The sequence below is a fragment of the Bradyrhizobium sp. 197 genome, assembly GCF_023073375.1.
GTDB lineage: Bacteria > Pseudomonadota > Alphaproteobacteria > Rhizobiales > Xanthobacteraceae > Bradyrhizobium.
The window spans coordinates 126,442-144,733 of the sequence record NZ_JADPJJ010000186.1; the positions used below are offsets into that span (position 1 = coordinate 126,442).

An 18,292-nucleotide genomic window follows, 5' to 3' on the forward strand; every position below is an offset into this window, starting at 1 on the left:
AGCGCTGCCGGCCCGCCGTGATCGAACTTCATCGTCTGACGACAAAATTACTGGATAAGCATAATGTTGGACAACATCGAAGCGGACTTTCCCGAGCATACGCCGCGCCCATCCCATGCGCCGAAAGCGCTTGAGGGGATACGGGTAGTCGATTTCTCCCACTTCATCGCCGGGCCCTTTGCGACAATGATCCTGGCGGACATGGGTGCCGAGGTCATCAAGATCGAGGCGCCCGGTCGCGGTGACGATCTTCGCCGCTATCCGCCCGTGCATCCGGGGCTCAAGCACGGCGCGCCGTTCGTCTGGACCAATCGCAACAAGCAGAGCGTTGCCCTTGACCTCAAGTCGCCGGAGGGCGTTGCGATTGCGCGCGAATTGGTCGCAACTGCGGATGTCGTCGTCGAGAACTTCTCGACCGGCGTCATGGAGCGGTTCGGGCTGGACTATGATGCCTGCCGCAAGATCAGGCCCGAGATCATCTATTGCTCGGTGTCAGCCTACGGACGAGAGGGGACATTTGCGGACCGGCTCGGTTTCGACCCGATCGCGCAGGTTGAGAGTGGCTTCGTATCCATGAACGGCTATGCCGATCGCGAGGGGGTGCGGGCGCTATCGCCTGTCATGGACATCAGCACGGCAATGATGGCCTGCAACGCGATCCTCGGCGCCCTCGTTGTCCGCGAGCGGAGCGGCATGGGCCAGGCTGTCGAGGTATCGCTGTTCGACAATGCTGTGCTGATGACCGGGTATGCCACAATGCAGCATTTGTTCAGCGGCGCGAATCCGCAGCGCCACGGTAACACCAGCCCGGATACCTGCCCATCGGGTGTGTTTCAGGCGCATGATTGCTCCTTCTATATCAACTGCGGCAATGACAAGATCTTTCAACGCCTGATGTCGCAGGTGATCGATCGGGCCGATCTCGCCGTGGCCGACATCTATGCGACCGGACCCGATCGCATCCAGCGACGGGATGAGCTGTTTGCGATCCTTGGCGATGCGTTTGCGCAGCAACCCTGGTCTCACTGGCAATCGCGGATGCGGGCGGCCGGCGTTCCCTGCGGCCAGGTGAGGACTGTCGGGGAGGCTATCCGGTCAGCCGAAGCGCGCGAGCGCGGCCTCGTCACGCGAATTCCGCACCACAGTCTGGGTTGGATTCCGAACGTCAACCTGCCGATCCGGTATTCGCGCACGCCGATCGTCGATCCAGTTGCGGCACCCGCGGTCGGACAGCATACCGAAAGCGTGTTGAGCGAGCTGCTGGGTTATGACGACGCGCGCCTCGCACGGCTGACGGAGGCGGGAGCGTTCGGTGCCGATGCGGCAAGACCGCCACGGCAGGACGGCAAGACATGATGGTACGGGCGCAAGCCCAACGAACGCTCAGGGGCCGCGTCGCCGTCATCGGGATCGGCGAGACGGACTATCATCGCCATGGGGCATCGCCGGATCCGGAGTTCAAGCTGGCTCTGAAGGCGATCCTGGCGGCCTGCGCGGATGCAGGGCTCGACCCGCGCGAGATCGACGGATTTGCCTCCTACAGCGACGAGCGAAGCGATGCATCACGGCTGGCCGCAGCGCTGGGTACGCGAAAGCTTCGTGCGACGACAATGCAATGGGGCGGAGGAGGTGGTGGCTGCTGCGCGGCGGTTGCCAACGCCGCCGCGTCCATCGCCGCGGGTCTTGCAGATTGCGTCGTCGTGTTTCGCTCGCTCGCGCAGGGACAGTATGGTCGCTTTGGGCAGACCACCGGCATCGACACGATCTCCGGCGAGAGGGCGTACCTGATGCCGCATGGCGTGCTGGCGCCTCCACAGCGCTTTGCCATGCGCGTGCGCCGCTACATGCACGAGCATGGCGTGCGGCAGGACGCGCTGCGGGCAATTGCGCTGGCATCCTACCATCATGCGCAGGCCAATCCGCGTGCAGTCATGTATGGCAAGCCGTTGGACGCGGCCAAGTATGACGCGTCGCGCTGGATCGCCGAGCCGTTCCATCTCTACGACTGTTGCATGGAAAATGACGGCGCCGCCGCGCTCGTGCTTGTGGCTGCGGAGCGCGCCGGGGAATTCCGGAGCAAGCCGGTCTACGTGCTCGGTGCGGCGGTCGGTTCCGGATATCGCACTGCGGCTATGCCCCACAATTCGCCGCTCTATGCCAGTGCGAGCTTCGATACGGTCGCATCCGACCTATACCGGATGGCAGCCATCGGTCCAACCGATGTTGGCGTTGTTCAAAGTTATGAGAATTTCACTGGCGGTGTTGTGATGGCGTTGGCCGAGCATGGCTTCTTTAAACCGGAGGAAGCCAACGACTTTCTAACCATCGAAAATTTGACCGCTCCATCTGGACGGCTCCCACTGAATACGAGCGGCGGTAACTTAGCCGAATGCTACATGCACGGCTTCGAGCTTGTGTTGGAGGCCGTGCGTCAGGTGCGCGGCACGTCGACGAGCCAGGTGCAAAGGAATGATGTGGCGATGGTCATCGGCGGTCCGATGGTCACACCGGTCAGCAATCTTCTTCTCGGTTCGGAAGCGAGCTTATGAGCAGCAAGACAATCCCGACCTATCTTCCTGCGGGCCTGCCAATCCCGATCGCCGAGCCCGACGGTTTGTCAGCGCCTTACTGGGCGGGGTTACGCGAAAATCGTCTTCTGGTTCAGCGCTGCAGTCGTTGCAACACGTGGCAATTTGGGCCGGAGTGGATCTGCCATCGTTGCCATGCCTTTGACCCCCAGTGGACTGAAGTCGAGCCACGGGGCAGGATATTCAGTTGGGAGCGAGTCTGGCATCCCTCGCACGTGGCGCTAGCGCAACACGGCCCCTACCTCGTCATACTTGTCGAGATTCCGCAGGCCGGCGGTGTCCGGATGGTGGGCAACCTGCTGGACGATCCACTGCAGAGCGTCGTGATTGGAACCGATGTCGAAGGTGTATTCGAACATCACGCGGAGTCCGATCCGACCTATTCCCTTCTGCAATGGCGAGTGCAATCATAGATAGCGTCTGACTCGCCGGCGTCTATAAGGCGGCAGCCAGCCTGAGGCTAGCAGCTGTCGACCTCTGCTAATCGTCATTGTCAGGTCCGATGTGGATTTCTGTAAGGGGACGAGCGGCGGACGAGTGTCTAATGAAACGTCCAACAAAACGGCCAAAAGCGAAAAAATTGCCTGGAAACGTAAGTGACCTGTATCGCTTGCATAATTAGATGAAAAAATTTGAAGCGGAGCGCTTCACCCGCTCCAAATTCATGCAATCGGTTTGGAGCTTGCCTGCTGAAGTTAGCTCAAACTTGCTCATGATGGATTGGAGCAAGAGTTCAAGTGTTTCAATCGGTTAGAACGCGCCGTGTGCACGACGTGTGCGCCGGGAGACCAAAGAAAATCTAACGACCGCCAATGTGAGCAGGCGTTCTGAAGTGCGCAGCGTCGCCGTGGATTGGCGCAAGCGCCTAGTGAATAGCGGGCGCTCGGATGCTTTCGATAAGGCTTGACCAGACCGCGTCTCAGTCCGAGGAACTAGCGTCTTCTCTGCCGAGTTGCGCCACGAGCCAATCTGCAAAGGCTCGTACTGCCGATCTCTGTCGGCTGGCTCGAGGGTAGATCAGGCGGTGACCGACGTAGCGGCAGGACTATGAGAACGGCTTCTTTCTGGGCGGGACCTTGTTCGAGCACGTCAAGCCGAGCATGAAGATCTACAAGGAGGAGATCTTCGGGCCCGTGCTGTCAGTCGTGCGAGCGCCGGATTATGCGATGGCCGCGCGGCTGATCAATGAGCACGAATTCGGCAACGTGACATCGACCCTCACACGTGACTGCGATGCCGCCCGTGAATTCGCCCATCAGATCGAGGTCGGCATGGTCAGCGTCAACGTGCCGATCCCTGCTCCCATGACAGAGACTGCTTGGCGGGCTCTTGGGGACCTCGTCTACGGCTCGAAGTTCGTCGCGTCTTACCTTCCGGCTTCGGATAACGCGGCGAACCCCAGGTTCGTCTCGGCATACCGGCAAATGTTCAACGAGACGCGGAGATCAACGCGTCACTCGGATACGATAACGACAAGACCATCATGCTTATGCTTGAGAAGCTCGGCGGCAGCATGCCAACTGACGTATCCCAATTCTCGGCTGTACCTCAGGACACTAACCTTCGATGCACCGCGTGGGCGGATTCGCTTTAGTCATAGCAGGAAGCTGAGTCGTCGGGTGATCCACGGCGAACGCCAAAGGGGGCCAATAGCAGCCATCACATCAGCACGAGCGGCATTCTCACCTGACCCAACCAATTGCTGTTGTGGCGGAGCGCCCGCACTCGTCGCTGAAATACTTGCCCCCGCGGCAAGACATTCTCAGAATTCGCTGAACACGACATTCGTGCGAACGGCGGCGCTGCTGTGGCCGGTGTTTGACCCCGTGCGCCAGAGCTAACGGACGGCGATGCCTGCGCTGTCGATCACCCGCTTGTAACTTGCGGTCTCCTTGACGATGAACGGGACCATCTCGGCCGGTCCCTTGTCGGCAATCGACACTTGGCCGTTGGTGACGAGGTCGGCGACGAGGCCTGGGTCGGCAAGGACAGAGCTGAGTGCCTCAGAGAGCTTGCTTACGATTTTCGGGTCTGTCCCGGCCGGGACCGCGACCCAAGTTGAGCCGACACTGACGGCGTCCGGGTAGCCGGCCTCGAGGACCGTCGGCGCATCGGGCAGCGCGGCTAACCGCGCCGCACCGGTGGTGCCGAGCACCTTGACCTTGCCGGTGTCGATCAGCGGCCTGAGCACGCTGAGATAGTCGAAGGACACATCCAGGATGCCGGACATCATGTCGGTCATCTGGCTCGAGCCCGACTTGTAGGGCACGTGGGTCAGCGTGATCCCGGCGGCCGCCTGGAACATCTCGCCGGCGAGGTGCTGGGCGGTGCCGGGCCCCGGGGAGCCAAAATTGATCTTGCCGGGGTTAGCCTTCGCGTAGGCCACGAACTCAGCTAGCGTGTTGTATGGCGCTGCTGCAGTCGCGACGAGGATCTGATTTGACGAACTCACGCCACGGACGTGAACAAAGCTCTTGAGCGGGTCGTAATTCAGCTTCGTCATCCCCAGGTTTGGCTGGATCGTCATAGGCCCGCCCGAGGCGTAGAGCACGGTGTAGCCGTCAGGCTGGGCCCGGGCAACGAACTCCGTCCCGATGGTCCCGCCAGCGCCGGGTCGATTTTCTACCACCACGGGCTGCCCAAGGCGCATCCGCAGCAGCTCTGCGATCTTGCGCGAGACGAGGTCAGTGACGCCGCCAGCCCCGAACGGTACCACCCAGGTGATCGCTCGGTTCGGCCAAGTTTCCGCCCCCGTCTGTGCCGTCGCAGCGCTCGTCTGAAACACCAGCGTCGTCGCGACGACGAGACATCGGAGAGCGCTCGCCACCATCCCTCCGCGGCGCCCGCTCAGGCCGCGGCGCGTGCCAAATGCGGCAGCAGGGCTGGGCGGACCGCCGAGCAGGGCCGGAACCAGCGCCGTGGGCGCGAGGACATTGCCGTCATCAATGATAATCATCCTGGCTTGCTCAAGCGATTGGATGCCTGCGTTATCCTTCAGCGATCCCTCGAACGTCGGGAAATCAGACGGCTCCATCAGTTGTAGATCGTCTGCAGCCGGACACTCTGTGGTCATTCGTACATTCCATTCTTGGCGATCAAAAAATTGAGGCATCGTCCGCAATTGAACTCTGAATGTTGACGGGAGCGTCGTTGTGCGTCGCCGAGCTCACGTCGACGCCGACCGACGTGAAGGCCAGCGGTTCTGCGCGTGCTAACTGAGGCCACTCGTCTCGGCCGCGCGTTCGATATGAGCCCGGATAGCGTTCCGTTCCGGATCAATCCAGCCATGCTCGCCGGCCTTGGCGATCATGTCCGCGTAGCCTTGAGCCCAACTGGCCCCGTCGGGGCAACCGGCAAGAGTTGGAACGAGATCGATCGAAACGAGCGCATCCCGATTGTCGAGCAGCGTAATCCCTTGCCACCCCTGCGCTTTAGATCCTGCATCGGCATGCAGCACCAGCTTGAAGTTTCGGAAGTCGAGCGGCTCGCTCAGCTGGACCATGCCGCCGTCGAAGCATTCGATGATCACGGAGCCGCTATCCTTCTATTCGTGTTGCCATTATGCCGCTTCGCTAGCACCGAACGTCAACATGCCTGCGGCAACGCGCGCAGCGTCCCCTGATAGTTGAGTAAGGGATCGCCGTTCCCGCCGCGGGTTGCGACGATTCTGCCGATGAAGAGACCGTGCGTGCCGACCAATTGGTGATGATGCAGCACGCACTCCAAGACGCCGATCGCCGGTTCGAGCAGGGGGACATCGAGGACGCCTTGCTGCCAAGGTGCTGTCGCGAAGCGTTCGACCCCATTGGCGCCGCCCGCGAAACGCAGCGCCAGATCTTCCTGCCCTCGGCCGAGCAGGCTGACCCCGAACCGGCCGTTGGTGAGAATGGCGGCATGCGTTTCGGAGCTCGCATTGACGCCGACGAGCAGGCAGGGCGGCTCCATGCACAGCGAGGTGACGGAGCTCACGGTCAATCCACGCCGTGCGGTCTCACGTCCCGTCGCCACGATCGCGACACCGCCGGCGAGGTTCCGCATGGCGAGCCGGAATTCGGCGGCCTCAACCGAGCGGAAATCGGTCATTTGAGCCATTTGACATCCCATGACGTTCCTCCCTATGCGAGGGTACCAGGGCTACGCGGAAACCGCTTCGCCCGCGATCTTGCCGCGTCCGGCGGTAGCGGATGTCAGCTCCTTCCGGATCGCGGGAATGATCTTGCTGCCCCACAGCTCGATCTGGCGCAGCATCGTGCGCCGGTCGAAATCGCCGAGCTGGGTCTGGACGGCGATATGGGTCGGCTTGAGGATGCCGATCTCCTCCAGCATGCGATCGATCACCTGGTTGACGCTGCCGACAGGGAGATTCCTGCGCATGGTCTCCAGGCTCATGTCGTTTGGGCCGGCTTCTTCCTTGATCAAATAGCCGTCGTCGCTCTGGGCGCGCCTGAACTTCAAACTTTCGGACAGCCGCCGCTGGAAGCGGGCGTTGTCGAGATAGGAGGAGATCTCGCTGTCATTGTCGCTGGCGTAGGCGCAGCGCAGGAAGCCGAAGCGCGTGTCGTCGATCGAGCGGCCTTCCTTGGCAGCGATGCCTTCGAGCCGTTCGCGCAGCGCCTTGATGGCGTCGGTGCCGTTGAGCAGGGCGGTGACGAACAGATTGTGGTTGTCGCGGATGGCGCGGCCGAGCGTCTCCGCATGTCCCGACGTTACCCAGATCGGCGGCATCGGCTTCTGCACGGTACGCACCGCGATGGAGGTCGGCGGAATCTGCAGATGCTGGCCGGAATAGGAGAAGACGTGTTCCTTCATGCCGGCTTCAAGCACGTCGTAGAGCTCGGCGAACAACGAGTGTGAGTTCTTCAGGTCGACGCCGAAACGATCGAACTCGAATTGCTGGTAGCCCGAGCCGATGCCGAGATCGAGGCGGCCGTTCGAGACCGTGTCGGCAAAACCGATCTCGCCCAGCAGGCGTGCGGGATGATACAGCGGCAGTACGCAGACCGCGGTGCCGAGCCTGATGCGCTTGGTCAGTCCGGCGCAATGCGCGACCATCATTAGCGGCGACGGGCACAGGCTGTAATTGTTGAAATGATGCTCGGCATACCACGCCGTATCGAAGCCGGCGGCTTCCGCGGCGACTGTCTGCTCGACCGCGTTGTTGATGACCTGCTGCGAGGTTTGGTGATAGCCGCGCTGCTGCGCCAGGATGAAAACGCCGAATTCCATGGGATGCATTCCTCCACCATATTGCGCTGCGGCCGTTTTCGACCGGTTGAAGCGAGGATATGGCCTTGAGGTTTTTCGAACAATTGGCGTAATCTGAGCATGTCTTTTGCAGAATCTGAAAAGATCGATGAATCGCCTCCAAGCCATGGAATTGTTCGTCAGCAGCGTCCGCGAGGGCAGTTTCTCCGCGGCCGGCCGCCGGGCAGGGCTCTCGCCGGCGTCGGTCTCGCGCTATGTCGGTGAGCTCGAGGCCCAGCTCGGGGTGCAGTTGATCAATCGCAGCACTCGCCATCTCGGCTTGACCGAGGCCGGCAAGATATTCTTCCAGCGAACCGAGCAGGTGCTGCACGGCATCGAAGATGCAGAAGCTGCGGCGCTTTCCCTGCAGAGCACGCCGCGCGGAACGCTTCGGGTTCATTCGCGGACGCTGTTCGGTATCAAGGTGCTGTCACCGTTGATTCCGCAGTTCCAGAAGCTGTATCCGGAGTTGAAGGTCGAGCTACGGCTGTCCGAGCGACGTGTCCTCCTCCGCGAGGAGGAGTTCGATATCGATTTCCAGATCGCCGCGCCGAAGGACCCGGGCCTGATGCAGCGCCGCCTGGTGCGGAGCGAACGCATCCTGGTGGCGTCACCGGATTATGTCGCGCGAATGCCGAAGCTGCGCGGGCCGGATGATCTGGCAGGGTACAACTGCCTGACCTACTGGATGGGGCCGGACGATGTGGTCTGGAAGTTCATGCGCAAGAGCAGGCTTCGGGAGATCGTCGTTCCGTCCTCGTTCAGCAGCAACAACGGCATCATCCTGTGCGATCTCGCGGTGCGCGGTCATGGCATCGCGCTGCTCGACGACTACACGGTCGCGGACGAGCTGAAGGGCGGGCGATTGGTGCGGCTGCTGCCCGGATTCCGTGTCACCAATTCGACGTTCGACGAGGGTATCTACGCCGCCTTCCAGCAAAGCAGCTACCTGCCGGAAAAGATCAGGGTCTTCGTCGACTACATGGCGGAAAGCGTGCCGCGGCAGATCAAGCGATCCCCCTAGCGCGTGTCGAACCTGTGGGCCGGCAGCCCCGTCACGCCGAGACCCTCGACGGCGAACAATCCACCGGCGCCGGGGCTATCGTCCCTGAGGTGGGTGCTGCGCGAGATCGACGTCACATAGAGGACATCGAGGCCGGCGCCGCCGAACGTTACGCTGGTCGGATGGCGGACGGGCATGTCGACACGGCGCACCACCGTTCCATCTGGCGCCAGCCGCGCGATCGCCCCGATGCGGACCAGCACGGTCCACAAATAGCCTTCCGCATCGACCGTCGCCCCATCGCCGCCCGAGCCGAGCGGATCCATGTCGGCGAAAACACGCTTGTTCGCGAGGGGCCCGTCGCGGTGGTAGTCGTAAGCCCAGATCACGCGCCGCACCGTGTCGGCAAGGTAGAACGTCTTGTCGTCGGGACTGAAGCACGGACCGTTGGCCACGGCGAGATCGGACTCGAGGTGCTCGATCGCGCCCGAGGCGTCGATGCGATAGAGGCCGCCGAGCGGCTTTTCGTCTTCGGCCCGCCCCCCATGCATAGTGCCGGCTACGAAACGACCATAAGGGTCCGCCTTGCCGTCGTTCAGGCGAAGCATCGCGTGATCGAGGCCGATCGAGGCACCCGTGGTCAGGCTTCGCGTCCGGAAATCGTAGCGCGCAAAGCCGTGGCGCAAAGCCAGGATGGCGTCGCCATTGTGCGCCAGCGCCATCGACCCGACCGGAGCCGGGACCTGAAACTCCTCGATCGCACCGGTCGCGGGAGACAATCTGTGGATCACCCCGGCAAGCGAATCGGTCCAGTACAGCGACTGCGTGTGGGCATCCCAAACGGGGCTCTCGCCGAGTTGGTCCGTGGTTTCGCCGATACGCGTGATGCGCGGGATCGTGCTCATCGGGGCATCGTTGATCTCCAGGACAGAGCGGGCTTGACCGATCGGTCGGTGAAAAACTACGGTTGTTTGCATGTGATGGTCGGTGTTCGGCCTGTTTGGATGTGCCAGGGTAGATTGCGGGTTCGATGGTTGAATTATCGACGACAAAGGACGGAACCGCCAACCAGGCGGAGCAGTCCGATCGTGTCCTGCAGATTCTCGCGGAAGCTGCCCGGCTGTTCGCCACCAAGGGATATGACGGGACGTCGATGCGCGACATCGCGGTCGCCTGCGGCATCTCGAAATCGCTGCTGTATCATCACTTCTCCAACAAGGATGAAATCTACGCGCGCGTGGCAGTCGGCTCCACGCTCGAATTGTATTTGTTCGTGCGCGACCGGGTTCCGGATGGCCCGCCGTCGCAGAAGATCCGCGCCTTCATGGTCGCCACCGCCGAATATTTCCGGCGCTATCGCTGGGCCTGGATCGCGTCGACGACCGCCTTCTGGAACGATCCGGATCGTCATCGGCAGAAGGAAAGGCTGACGCGCCGCGACCGGTTCGAAAACTTCCTGCGCGGCTTGATTCAGGAAGCGATCGACGCCGGCGAGATTCGCAAGCTCGATGTTCCCATGACAGGGCGCTTGATCCTGTCGTCGCTCAACTGGATGCATCGCTGGTACAATCCCAACAAGACGGCGACGCCCGAGCAGATCGCCGACATCTTCTTCGACATGGTGTTCAACGGCCTCCGTAACCCGGATTTTGGAGTGCCGCCGACCGGTGAGCAGCCCAAGCCTGCCCGACGAAAGCGCGCTGGCAACTGAGGCCGAGACGATCCCGTAAGCGAGGGCAAGCCCGCTTCATTCGAGCGCTATATGTTGCGCCGTGATCACGGGTCCCCAGAGGGCGGCGTCCTTGATTAGTTGGGAATCGAGCAATTGCGGCGCGCCGGTATCGGCCTGCAATCCATCGGTTTCCAGCTGCTTTGCAATTTCGGGCTTCTGCATCGCGGCGTTGGCTGCCGCATTCAGCCGTTCAATCGGCTCGCGCGGCGTGCCTGCGGGCGCGTGCAGCGCGGTCCAGAACGATGCCGAGAGTTCGGGGTAACCTGACTCGGCGAAGGTCGGAACATCAGGCAGGTTCGGCATGCGCTTGTCCGAGGAGACGGCGAGCAGGCGCAACTGACCCGATTTGACGTGCTCCACGACGGCGGCGGGCGTTGCGAAATTGAGGTCGCATTCGCCCGACAGCAGTTCCATGATCGAGGCCGGATTGTTGCGATAGGCGACGTCGGTGACCGCAAAGTCCATCGATTTTCCCATCATGATCCCGAACAGATGCGTCACGCTGCCGGGGCCGAGCGTGGCGTAGAACAGCGGCTTGTCGCGGCCCTTGGCGTAGGCGACGAAGCTCTTCACATCGGTGACCGGCATCTTCGCGTTCACGGTCAGCGACAGCGGACCGTTGCAGAGCATCGCAACGGATGCAAAATCCGCGAGCCTGTAGGGCAGGTTCTTGCGCAACAGGACGTTCAGCGAGATCGGGCCGGTGCCGCCGGCGAGCAGGACGCTGCCGTCCTTGGGCGCGCGCGCCACATATTGCGATCCGACGATGCCGTTGGCGCCGGGCTTGTTGTCGACCAGAACCGGTTGATCGAGTGTCTCCGACATTCCCTTTGCGATCGAGCGCATCAGGCCGTCGATCGAGCCGCCGCTGGCATAGGGCACGATGATGAAGATGGTCTGCGACGAGCGCGCCCTCACGATCGAGGGCGCGGCAAACGGCGCGATGATGGCGCCGGCCATGAGGGTTGCGGCCTGACGCCGGCTGATTTTGGCCATGGCGATTTCTCCCGGTGAGTTCGTTGGCGGTTGGTCTAAATCTACGTCCTGACCGATCGGTCAGTCAACAGCCCTGTCGTCGCAGCTATTGCAAGCCAGCAACCTTGGTGTTATGAGCCAATCGACTGACCGATCGGTCAGGCGATGAAAATCGCCGCCAACGTCGAAGACCACGACGTCAAGATCAAGCAAAGCCAGGAGGAAGCCATGTCCGATGACATCGTGACGCTCGAAGTATCCGACCATATTGCCATCGTGACGCTGAACCGTCCTCCGGTGAATGCGCTCAATCGCGCGATGCGCGATCGTATCGTCAGTGTGTTCGACGAGATCTCCGAGCGCGGCGACGTTCGCGTCGCGATCCTCACCGGTAACGGCAAGATCTTCTGCAGCGGCGCCGACCTCAAGGATCGTCCGGATCCCGCGAAGGTCGGCGCGTTCCACGACCACAACCGCATCACCCGAGAAACCGGCAACTGCATCCGCGAATGTTCCAAGCCCGTCATCGCCGCGATCAACGGCGTTGCATTGGGTGCAGGCCTCGGCCTGATGGCGTCGTGCGATATCTTCTACGCCTCCGAAGAAGCCGTGTTCGGCATGCCCGAGATCAATGTCGGTCTCGCTGGCGGTGCGGCGATGCTCAACACGCTGTTCGGCCGCTCGCTGATGCGGCGGATGTTCTTCACCGGCTACCGGGTGCCGGCGGCCGAGCTCTATCGCCTCGGCATCATCGAGGCCTGCACCAGCAAGGAGGATCTCATGCCCGAGGCGATGAAGATCGCGCGCGAGATCGCTGCCAAGAGTCCGATTGCGATCGAGTACGCCAAGAATGCGGCCAACATGGTCGAGCTGATGCCGCCGCGCGATGCCTATCGCTTCGAGCAGAACATCACCATGGCGCTGTCGAAAACCGAGGACGCCAAGGAAGCGCGCATGGCCTTCCTGGAGAAGCGGGCGCCGGTGTTCAAGGGACGCTGATCATGCGGCCGGGAGAGGGTCTCGACGCGTTGATGTCGCCGCGTTCGATCGCGGTCATCGGCGCATCTCAGGAGCCGACCAAGATCGGTGGTCGGCCGGTCGATCTGCTGCGCCGCTACGGCTATGCGGGCCGGATCTATCCGGTCAATCCGAAGGCCGCGGTGGTCCAGGGACTCCAGGCCTACGCGTCTGTGGCTGAATTACCCGAAGCTCCTGATCTGGCCATTATCGCGGTCGACGCCGAGAGGGCGGCCGAAGCGGTCGAGCAATGCGCTGCGCGCGGCGTTCGCAGCGTCGTTGTGTTCTCCTCCGGCTTCGCCGAACTCGGCGAGCAGGGCCGCGCGATGCAGGACCGATTGCAAACGGCGGCGCGCCGGACCGGCATGCGGCTGTTGGGACCGAATTGTCTCGGCGCGGTCAGTGTCGCCGAACGCGCCATCGCCACCTTCTCGATCGTGCTCGAGCACAGCATGCCGACGGCCGGCTCGCTCGGTATCGTCTCGCAAAGCGGCAATCTCGGCAGCTACACCATGCGCATGGCGAGTGATCGCGGCGCCGGCATCAGCCGCTTCATGACCACCGGCAACGAGTGCGACATCGACATTGCCGACGGCATCGCCTGGATGGCCCGTGATCCCGCCACCAAAGTCATTCTGTGCTGCTTCGAGGCTTGCCGCGATGCCGGCCGGCTCATCGCCGCGCTGACCGAGGCCCGCAATGCCGGAAAGCCGGTTATTGCTCTGAAGGTCGGCACGTCGGAGGCGGGGCAGGCTGCGGCGGCGTCGCACACCGGGGCCATGGCGGGATCGGACGCGGTGTTTGATGCGTTGCTGGCGCGTTGCGGTGCCGTTCGGGTACGCAGCATCGAGGAATTGATCGATCTCGGTCATGCCGCCTCCATCCTGTCACCGGATCGGTTGCCGAAGGGGCCGCGTCTTGCGGTCGTGACGGCATCGGGCGGCTTTGGCGTGTTGCTCGCCGATGCAGCGCAGGCTGTTGGGCTGTCGCTGCCGGAGCTGAGCGAAGCGACGCAGCGCGCGATCCTCGAGCTCGTGCCGTTTGCGTCGGCGCGCAATCCGGTCGACGCCACCGCCCAGATGTCCAGCCGACCCGATATGCTGCAGAAGATCCTGTCGGCGGTGGTGGCTGACGACCGTTCTGACGTAATCGTGCTGCCGCTTCCGTTCTCGCTGCACATGCCGCGCCTGCGCTCGGTCTATATGGAGGCCTTGCGCACCATCCGCGCGCAGTATCCCGATCGGCCCGTCATTCTGTGTGTCGAGGGCCCGCCGGATGCGCTCGCTGAATTACATGTCTTGGGCTATCCGACGATTGCGAGCTTTGACGGCTGCTGCGCCATCATTGCGGCGCTGGCGCGCTTGCAGGCGTTGGCGATCGCGCCAAGGGAATCAAGCCAGCCCGCCATTGCAAAGGCTTCGCTGCTCGCCGCCGATGCATTCCGCCATGAGCTCGGCGCCAAGCGCGCGCTGGCGGAGGCCGGTATCCCCGTGCTTGGCGAGCGGCTGGTGTCGGACGCCGATGCCGCGGTGCGTGCCGCGCGCGAAATCGGCTTTCCGGTGGTGCTGAAGATCGCTTCGCCCGATCTGCCGCACAAGACGGAAGTCGGTGGTGTCGCTGTCGGCCTTCGCTCCGATGAAGAGGTGCGGCAGGCCCATTCTCAGATGTTGGCGCGTGTTACCACGAAGGCGCCGCGCGCGGTGATCGATGGCGTCATCGTTGCCCCGATGGCGCACGGCCTGTCCGAGCTCATCCTTGGCAGCCGGATCGATCCGGTGTTCGGCCCGGTCGTGATGGTCGGCCTCGGCGGCATCTTCGCGCAGATCGTCCAGGACACCGCCGTGCAGATGGCGCCTGTGAACGAGACGCAGGCGATGGCGATGCTGAAATCGCTCAAGACGTTCGCGGTTCTCGATGGGGCGCGCGGACGGCGGCGCACCGATCTCAAGGCCGCGGCGAACGCGATCGTCGCGCTGTCGCGCTTTGCCGTCGCGCATGCGGACACGGTATCGGAAATCGATATCAATCCGCTGCTGTTGAAAGCGGAAGGCGAGGGCACCGTCGCGCTCGATGCACTGCTCGTGCCGCACGCTGGCCAAGCGGCGCATCACCACTGAGGCATCGATCAACAAGAGCCGCGAAGTCGGCTCAAATGACTGCAGGGAGGAACCCATGACGAAGCTCAATACCTGTCTTCTCAGCATCGCCGTGATGTTGGGAGCTCTGTTGATCCTTGCGACACCGCTGCGTGCGCAAGGCGTTTCCGGCGACGTGATCAAGATCGGCATCATGAACGACCAGAACGGTCCGTATGCCGACAATTGCGGGCCGGGTTCCGTGGCCGCAGCGAGACTCGCGGTCAGCGATTTCGGCGGCGCCGTCAATGGCAAGAAGATCGAGCTTGTCGTCGCTGACGACCAGAACAAGCCCGATATCGGCGTCGCGGTCGCGCTGCGCTGGCTCGACAATGAGGGCATCGACGCCATCGTCGGCTGCTCGGCCTCGTCGATCGCACTCGGCGTGCAGGACATCATGAAGGCGCGGAAGAAGCCTTACATGCTGGCAGGGACGGCCGGCTCGTTCTTCACCAACGACAAATGCTCGCCCATGACCACGCAGTGGATGGTGGACACGTATGCGCAGCCGAAGGCCACGGTGAAGGCCTTGCTGGCTCAGGGCGTCGATACCTGGTTCTTCCTGACCGTCGACTATGCCTTCGGCAAGGGTTGGCAGGCTGACGCCACGAACTTCATCAAGGCCGGCGGCGGCAAGGTCGTCGGCTCGGTGCTGCATCCGCTCAACTCATCGGACTTCTCCTCGTTCCTGCTGACGGCGCAGGCGAGCGGCGCGAAGGCGATTGCGCTCGCCAATTCGGGAGCCGACTTCGGCAACGCCATCAAGCAGGCGCAGGAATTCGGACTGTCGACGAAGCAACTGCTCGTGCCGCTGGGACTGATGATCAACCAGGCGCACGGCATCGGACTGCGCGACCTGCAGAATGTGCGCCTGACCACGCCGTTCTATTGGGACCTCAATCCCGAAACGCGCGCCTTTTCCAAGCGCTTTGGCGAGGCGTTCAACGGCCAGATCCTGAACGAAGCCAAGTCCGCCACCTACAGTGCCATCACGCATTATCTCAAGGCCGTAGCGGCAACAGGTACCGATGACGGGGACGCCGTCATGAAGCAGATGAAGAACACGCCGATCAACGATTTCGAGATGAAGGATGTCGGCATCCGCGCCGACGGGCAGGTTATGCGTCCGCTCTACGTTGCCCGCATCAAGACGCCGGCCGAGTCCAAATACACCTACGACTATTACGAGATCACGGGGACCATCCCCGCCGAGGAGGCCTGGCGGCCGGCCTCGGAGAGCGTGTGCGATCTGCTCAAGTCGCAATGAGCAGGTGATCATGGGGCGACCCGGCTGATATTCGGCCGGTGTCGGTCCCTGCAGGGTAAGCCAAAGCGGGACGTCGACGATGACAGTGATTGAAATAGCGCAGCCTAAAGCTGCCACGGCCGGTGAGTTGTCCGGCGAGGCGTATCGCGTCGCGATGCGTCGTTGGCTGCGGGCTAATCTGCCTGCGAGCTTTCGCAGCGACGACGCGGCATTCGCATCACCGACCTTGTCGCAATCGATTGCCTGGGAAGCGGCGATGTATCGCGCCGGGCTTGCCGGCATCACCTGGCCGAAGGCCTATGGCGGCCACGGCCGGACCTTGCGCGAGCACTTGATCGCGAACCAGGAGATCGGTGCGCTCGCGATGCCGGAGAGCGTCAATTCGATCGGAAAGGAACTCGCGGGTCCGATCATTCTCGCCGTCGGCACCGAGGAGCAGAAGCACCGCTTTCTCCCCGCCATCCTCGAGATGCGGGATGTCTGGTGTCAGGGCTTTTCCGAGCCGGAAGCGGGTTCGGACCTCGCGGGCTTGCGGACACGCGCCACGCGCGATGGCGACACATGGCGGATCAACGGTCAGAAGATCTGGACCAGCGGGGCCTACCGCGCCCAGCGCTGCCTGGTGCTGGCGCGAACCGGACCGCTGGAAGATCGACATCGCGGCCTTGCCATGTTTGCGGTGCGGCTCGATGCCAAGGGCGTGCGGGTGCGGCCGATCAAGTCGATCGACGGACGCGAGAGTTTTTGCGAGGTCTTCTTTGACGATGTCGAGGTCTTGCAGTCCGGCGCGCTCGGCGCACCCGATGAAGGCTGGAACGCTGCGATCCGCGTGCTCGAGATCGAGCGGGCGACCAACCGTATGTACCGGTCTTGGCGTTTCGAGAACGAGCTTCGCCATCTGATCTCGGCCTGCAAGAGCGATCCCGTGCTGGCGCAACTGGTCACTGAGCGCCACTACGAGGTCAAGCTCGGCGAAGTCGTCGTCGATATCGAGGTGCTGAAGGCGCATGTCGAGACTGCGGTGGACGCGCTCGCGAACGGCGACAAGATCGGTGCGCGCGGCAGCCTGGCGAAGCTGCATTGGAGCGAGGCGCACCAGCGCTTTGCCGCGCTCGCGCTCGAACTGCTCGCGCAGGCGTCGCTGCCCCAGCTCCCGGCCGTGCAACTGGCGCGCCGCCGCTTCGAGGCGATCTATCTGCAAGCGCGCGCCGAAACCATCTATGCCGGCACAACCGAAATTCAGCTCGGCATCATTGCCGACAGGATCCTGCAGCTTTCGAAAGGCAAATGATGACATTGAGCGGCGAAGGATTGCAGCCAAGCGAGTTCGCCGTCACCGCGTCACGCGCGGTTGCGGAGTGCGCGGCCTTGGGTTTGCGCGAGCAGGCAAGGCATTTGGCCAATGACGGCCTGCTCGGGGTGATCGCATCGCAGGACGTGGGCGGGCTGGATTTGCCGTTGGCCTTTGCGGTGCCCGTGGTCGCGGCCGCCGGCTCGGGCCTGCTCGGCTTTCCCCTCATGGAAGCTCTGCTGCTTGGTCGTGCGTTGCAGGGATCGCTGCCACGCGCGGCTGAAGGCGTCGTAACCGGCGAGATGCTAGCGACGATCGCCTGGCAGGGCAGCGTCAGTGCTGAGCGTGAAGGCGAATCGATTGTGCTCAACGGCTGGGTTGCGCGCGCGGCCTGGGCCGCCGAGGCCGATAGCCTGCTGGTGCGGGTCGGCACCGGCGCGGCGGCTCTGGTTCCGACGGATAGCGAAGGTGTCATCATCGAGGACGCCAGCGGCCTGGATTTGACAGTGCCGGAACACAGCGTCCGCTTGCAGGGCGTCACCATCCCGGCGGCCAGCGTTCTCCCCGAGGGCACTTGGAAACTCCTGTGCTCGGACGCCAACGTGCTGCGCGCGGCCGCAATTTTGGGGTCTGCCGAAGCATGCCTGACGCTCGCACATGAACATGCTTCGACGCGCCGCCAGTTTGGCCGTGCGCTGTCCTATAATCAGGCGATACGGCATGCCTTGGCCCGACAGAAACTCGGGCTCGAGGGCATCCGGCATGCCATCACGCGCAGCGTGAGCGACGTGGCTGGCCCGCTCCAGCGCGAGGCGGCGTTTCTCGCCGCGGGTGTCTATGGCAGCGCCATCAGCGAAGGCGCGCTGCAGATCCATGGCGGCATGGGCTTCACGTGGGACGTGCCGGTGCACCGGCACTTGCGCCGTGTCCGCGCCTTGCAGGCGCAGGGAGAAGCCAGCGCGACCTTGGCCGCGCTCGGTCGCCGTTACATCGACGCAATTGTGCCAGTCGCCGACGCTGCAGCGTCAGGATAAAGAAGG

16 protein-coding genes and 1 pseudogene are annotated in these 18,292 nt (G+C 62.9%); 11 read left to right on the top strand and 6 right to left on the bottom strand.

Annotated elements, in window-relative coordinates:
• Positions 1–63: 63 nt before the first annotated feature.
• From IVB27_RS40795 to IVB27_RS40810, 4 genes and pseudogenes are all read left to right on the top strand, one after another.
• Entirely contained in the window at positions 64–1,356 is a 1,293-nt protein-coding gene (locus tag IVB27_RS40795) for a CaiB/BaiF CoA transferase family protein (protein ID WP_247448169.1), read from the top strand.
• A 254-nt stretch (positions 1,357–1,610) separates the two neighbouring features.
• Positions 1,611–2,549 carry a thiolase C-terminal domain-containing protein gene (locus tag IVB27_RS40800; protein ID WP_247448170.1) on the top strand — a complete coding sequence of 313 codons (939 nt, stop codon included), beginning with the start codon at positions 1,611–1,613 and terminating at the stop codon, positions 2,547–2,549.
• On the top strand, positions 2,546–3,001 hold the full coding sequence (locus IVB27_RS40805; RefSeq protein WP_247448171.1) for a Zn-ribbon domain-containing OB-fold protein: 456 nt from the start codon (positions 2,546–2,548) through the stop codon (positions 2,999–3,001). The genes IVB27_RS40800 and IVB27_RS40805 overlap by 4 nt, the downstream gene beginning before the upstream one ends.
• A gap of 627 nt (positions 3,002–3,628) precedes the next feature.
• A pseudogene (locus IVB27_RS40810) lies at positions 3,629–3,895 on the top strand (aldehyde dehydrogenase family protein); the annotation flags it as partial.
• A 530-nt stretch (positions 3,896–4,425) separates the two neighbouring features.
• Here IVB27_RS40810 and IVB27_RS40815 read toward each other — a convergent pair.
• The 4 genes from IVB27_RS40815 to IVB27_RS40830 all read right to left on the bottom strand — a co-directional run bounded on the left by IVB27_RS40815 (position 4,426) and on the right by IVB27_RS40830 (position 7,814).
• Entirely contained in the window at positions 4,426–5,622 is a 1,197-nt protein-coding gene (locus tag IVB27_RS40815) for a Bug family tripartite tricarboxylate transporter substrate binding protein (RefSeq protein WP_247448172.1), read from the bottom strand.
• A 177-nt stretch (positions 5,623–5,799) separates the two neighbouring features.
• Entirely contained in the window at positions 5,800–6,117 is a 318-nt protein-coding gene (locus IVB27_RS40820; protein ID WP_247448173.1) for a hypothetical protein, read from the bottom strand.
• Positions 6,118–6,173: 56 nt separating this feature from the next.
• Positions 6,174–6,680, bottom strand: coding sequence for a flavin reductase family protein (locus tag IVB27_RS40825; protein ID WP_247448174.1), 507 nt, complete (start codon positions 6,678–6,680; stop codon positions 6,174–6,176).
• A gap of 42 nt (positions 6,681–6,722) precedes the next feature.
• Complete coding sequence (locus IVB27_RS40830) at positions 6,723–7,814, bottom strand: LLM class flavin-dependent oxidoreductase (RefSeq protein WP_247448175.1); 1,092 nt, start codon at positions 7,812–7,814, stop codon at positions 6,723–6,725.
• A 127-nt stretch (positions 7,815–7,941) separates the two neighbouring features.
• On the opposite strand from IVB27_RS40830, the gene IVB27_RS40835 reads away from it, so the two are divergent.
• The gene (locus IVB27_RS40835) at positions 7,942–8,856 is read left to right on the top strand and encodes a LysR family transcriptional regulator (protein ID WP_247448176.1); all 915 of its coding nucleotides are present in this window, start codon (positions 7,942–7,944) and stop codon (positions 8,854–8,856) included.
• Here IVB27_RS40835 and IVB27_RS40840 read toward each other — a convergent pair.
• Positions 8,853–9,740, bottom strand: coding sequence for an SMP-30/gluconolactonase/LRE family protein (locus tag IVB27_RS40840; protein ID WP_247448177.1), 888 nt, complete (start codon positions 9,738–9,740; stop codon positions 8,853–8,855). The two genes, IVB27_RS40835 and IVB27_RS40840, sit on opposite strands and share 4 nt — an antisense overlap.
• 125 nt (positions 9,741–9,865) lie before the next feature.
• On the opposite strand from IVB27_RS40840, the gene IVB27_RS40845 reads away from it, so the two are divergent.
• Positions 9,866–10,546, top strand: coding sequence for a TetR/AcrR family transcriptional regulator (locus IVB27_RS40845; protein WP_247448178.1), 681 nt, complete (start codon positions 9,866–9,868; stop codon positions 10,544–10,546).
• 36 nt (positions 10,547–10,582) lie between these two features.
• On the opposite strand, the gene IVB27_RS40850 is transcribed toward IVB27_RS40845, so the two are convergent.
• Positions 10,583–11,563 carry a tripartite tricarboxylate transporter substrate binding protein gene (locus IVB27_RS40850; RefSeq protein WP_247448179.1) on the bottom strand — a complete coding sequence of 327 codons (981 nt, stop codon included), beginning with the start codon at positions 11,561–11,563 and terminating at the stop codon, positions 10,583–10,585.
• 144 nt (positions 11,564–11,707) lie between these two features.
• On the opposite strand from IVB27_RS40850, the gene IVB27_RS40855 reads away from it, so the two are divergent.
• From IVB27_RS40855 to IVB27_RS40875, 5 genes are all read left to right on the top strand, one after another.
• Complete coding sequence (locus tag IVB27_RS40855) at positions 11,708–12,541, top strand: enoyl-CoA hydratase/isomerase family protein (protein WP_247448180.1); 834 nt, start codon at positions 11,708–11,710, stop codon at positions 12,539–12,541.
• A 2-nt stretch (positions 12,542–12,543) separates the two neighbouring features.
• Entirely contained in the window at positions 12,544–14,676 is a 2,133-nt protein-coding gene (locus IVB27_RS40860; RefSeq protein ID WP_247448181.1) for an acetate--CoA ligase family protein, read from the top strand.
• A 55-nt stretch (positions 14,677–14,731) separates the two neighbouring features.
• On the top strand, positions 14,732–15,961 hold the full coding sequence (locus tag IVB27_RS40865) for an ABC transporter substrate-binding protein (protein WP_247448182.1): 1,230 nt from the start codon (positions 14,732–14,734) through the stop codon (positions 15,959–15,961).
• Positions 15,962–16,040: 79 nt separating this feature from the next.
• Complete coding sequence (locus IVB27_RS40870) at positions 16,041–17,252, top strand: acyl-CoA dehydrogenase family protein (protein ID WP_247448183.1); 1,212 nt, start codon at positions 16,041–16,043, stop codon at positions 17,250–17,252.
• A 77-nt stretch (positions 17,253–17,329) separates the two neighbouring features.
• Positions 17,330–18,286 (top strand): acyl-CoA dehydrogenase family protein, encoded by a 957-nt coding sequence (locus IVB27_RS40875; protein WP_247448184.1) that lies wholly within the window; start codon positions 17,330–17,332, stop codon positions 18,284–18,286.
• Positions 18,287–18,292: the final 6 nt, after the last annotated feature.

Coding starts and splice junctions, on each gene's coding strand:
- IVB27_RS40835 (WP_247448176.1), top strand. CDS start 7,942: ATGAATCGCCTCCAAGCCATGGAATTGTTCGTCAGCAGCGTCCGCGAG.
- IVB27_RS40870 (WP_247448183.1), top strand. CDS start 16,041: ATGACAGTGATTGAAATAGCGCAGCCTAAAGCTGCCACGGCCGGTGAG.
- IVB27_RS40795 (WP_247448169.1), top strand. CDS start 64: ATGTTGGACAACATCGAAGCGGACTTTCCCGAGCATACGCCGCGCCCA.
- IVB27_RS40850 (WP_247448179.1), bottom strand. CDS start 11,563: ATGGCCAAAATCAGCCGGCGTCAGGCCGCAACCCTCATGGCCGGCGCC.
- IVB27_RS40865 (WP_247448182.1), top strand. CDS start 14,732: ATGACGAAGCTCAATACCTGTCTTCTCAGCATCGCCGTGATGTTGGGA.
- IVB27_RS40830 (WP_247448175.1), bottom strand. CDS start 7,814: ATGGAATTCGGCGTTTTCATCCTGGCGCAGCAGCGCGGCTATCACCAA.
- IVB27_RS40855 (WP_247448180.1), top strand. CDS start 11,708: ATGAAAATCGCCGCCAACGTCGAAGACCACGACGTCAAGATCAAGCAA.
- IVB27_RS40860 (WP_247448181.1), top strand. CDS start 12,544: ATGCGGCCGGGAGAGGGTCTCGACGCGTTGATGTCGCCGCGTTCGATC.
- IVB27_RS40840 (WP_247448177.1), bottom strand. CDS start 9,740: ATGAGCACGATCCCGCGCATCACGCGTATCGGCGAAACCACGGACCAA.
- IVB27_RS40800 (WP_247448170.1), top strand. CDS start 1,611: ATGCAATGGGGCGGAGGAGGTGGTGGCTGCTGCGCGGCGGTTGCCAAC.
- IVB27_RS40815 (WP_247448172.1), bottom strand. CDS start 5,622: ATGGAGCCGTCTGATTTCCCGACGTTCGAGGGATCGCTGAAGGATAAC.
- IVB27_RS40825 (WP_247448174.1), bottom strand. CDS start 6,680: ATGGCTCAAATGACCGATTTCCGCTCGGTTGAGGCCGCCGAATTCCGG.
- IVB27_RS40845 (WP_247448178.1), top strand. CDS start 9,866: ATGGTTGAATTATCGACGACAAAGGACGGAACCGCCAACCAGGCGGAG.
- IVB27_RS40805 (WP_247448171.1), top strand. CDS start 2,546: ATGAGCAGCAAGACAATCCCGACCTATCTTCCTGCGGGCCTGCCAATC.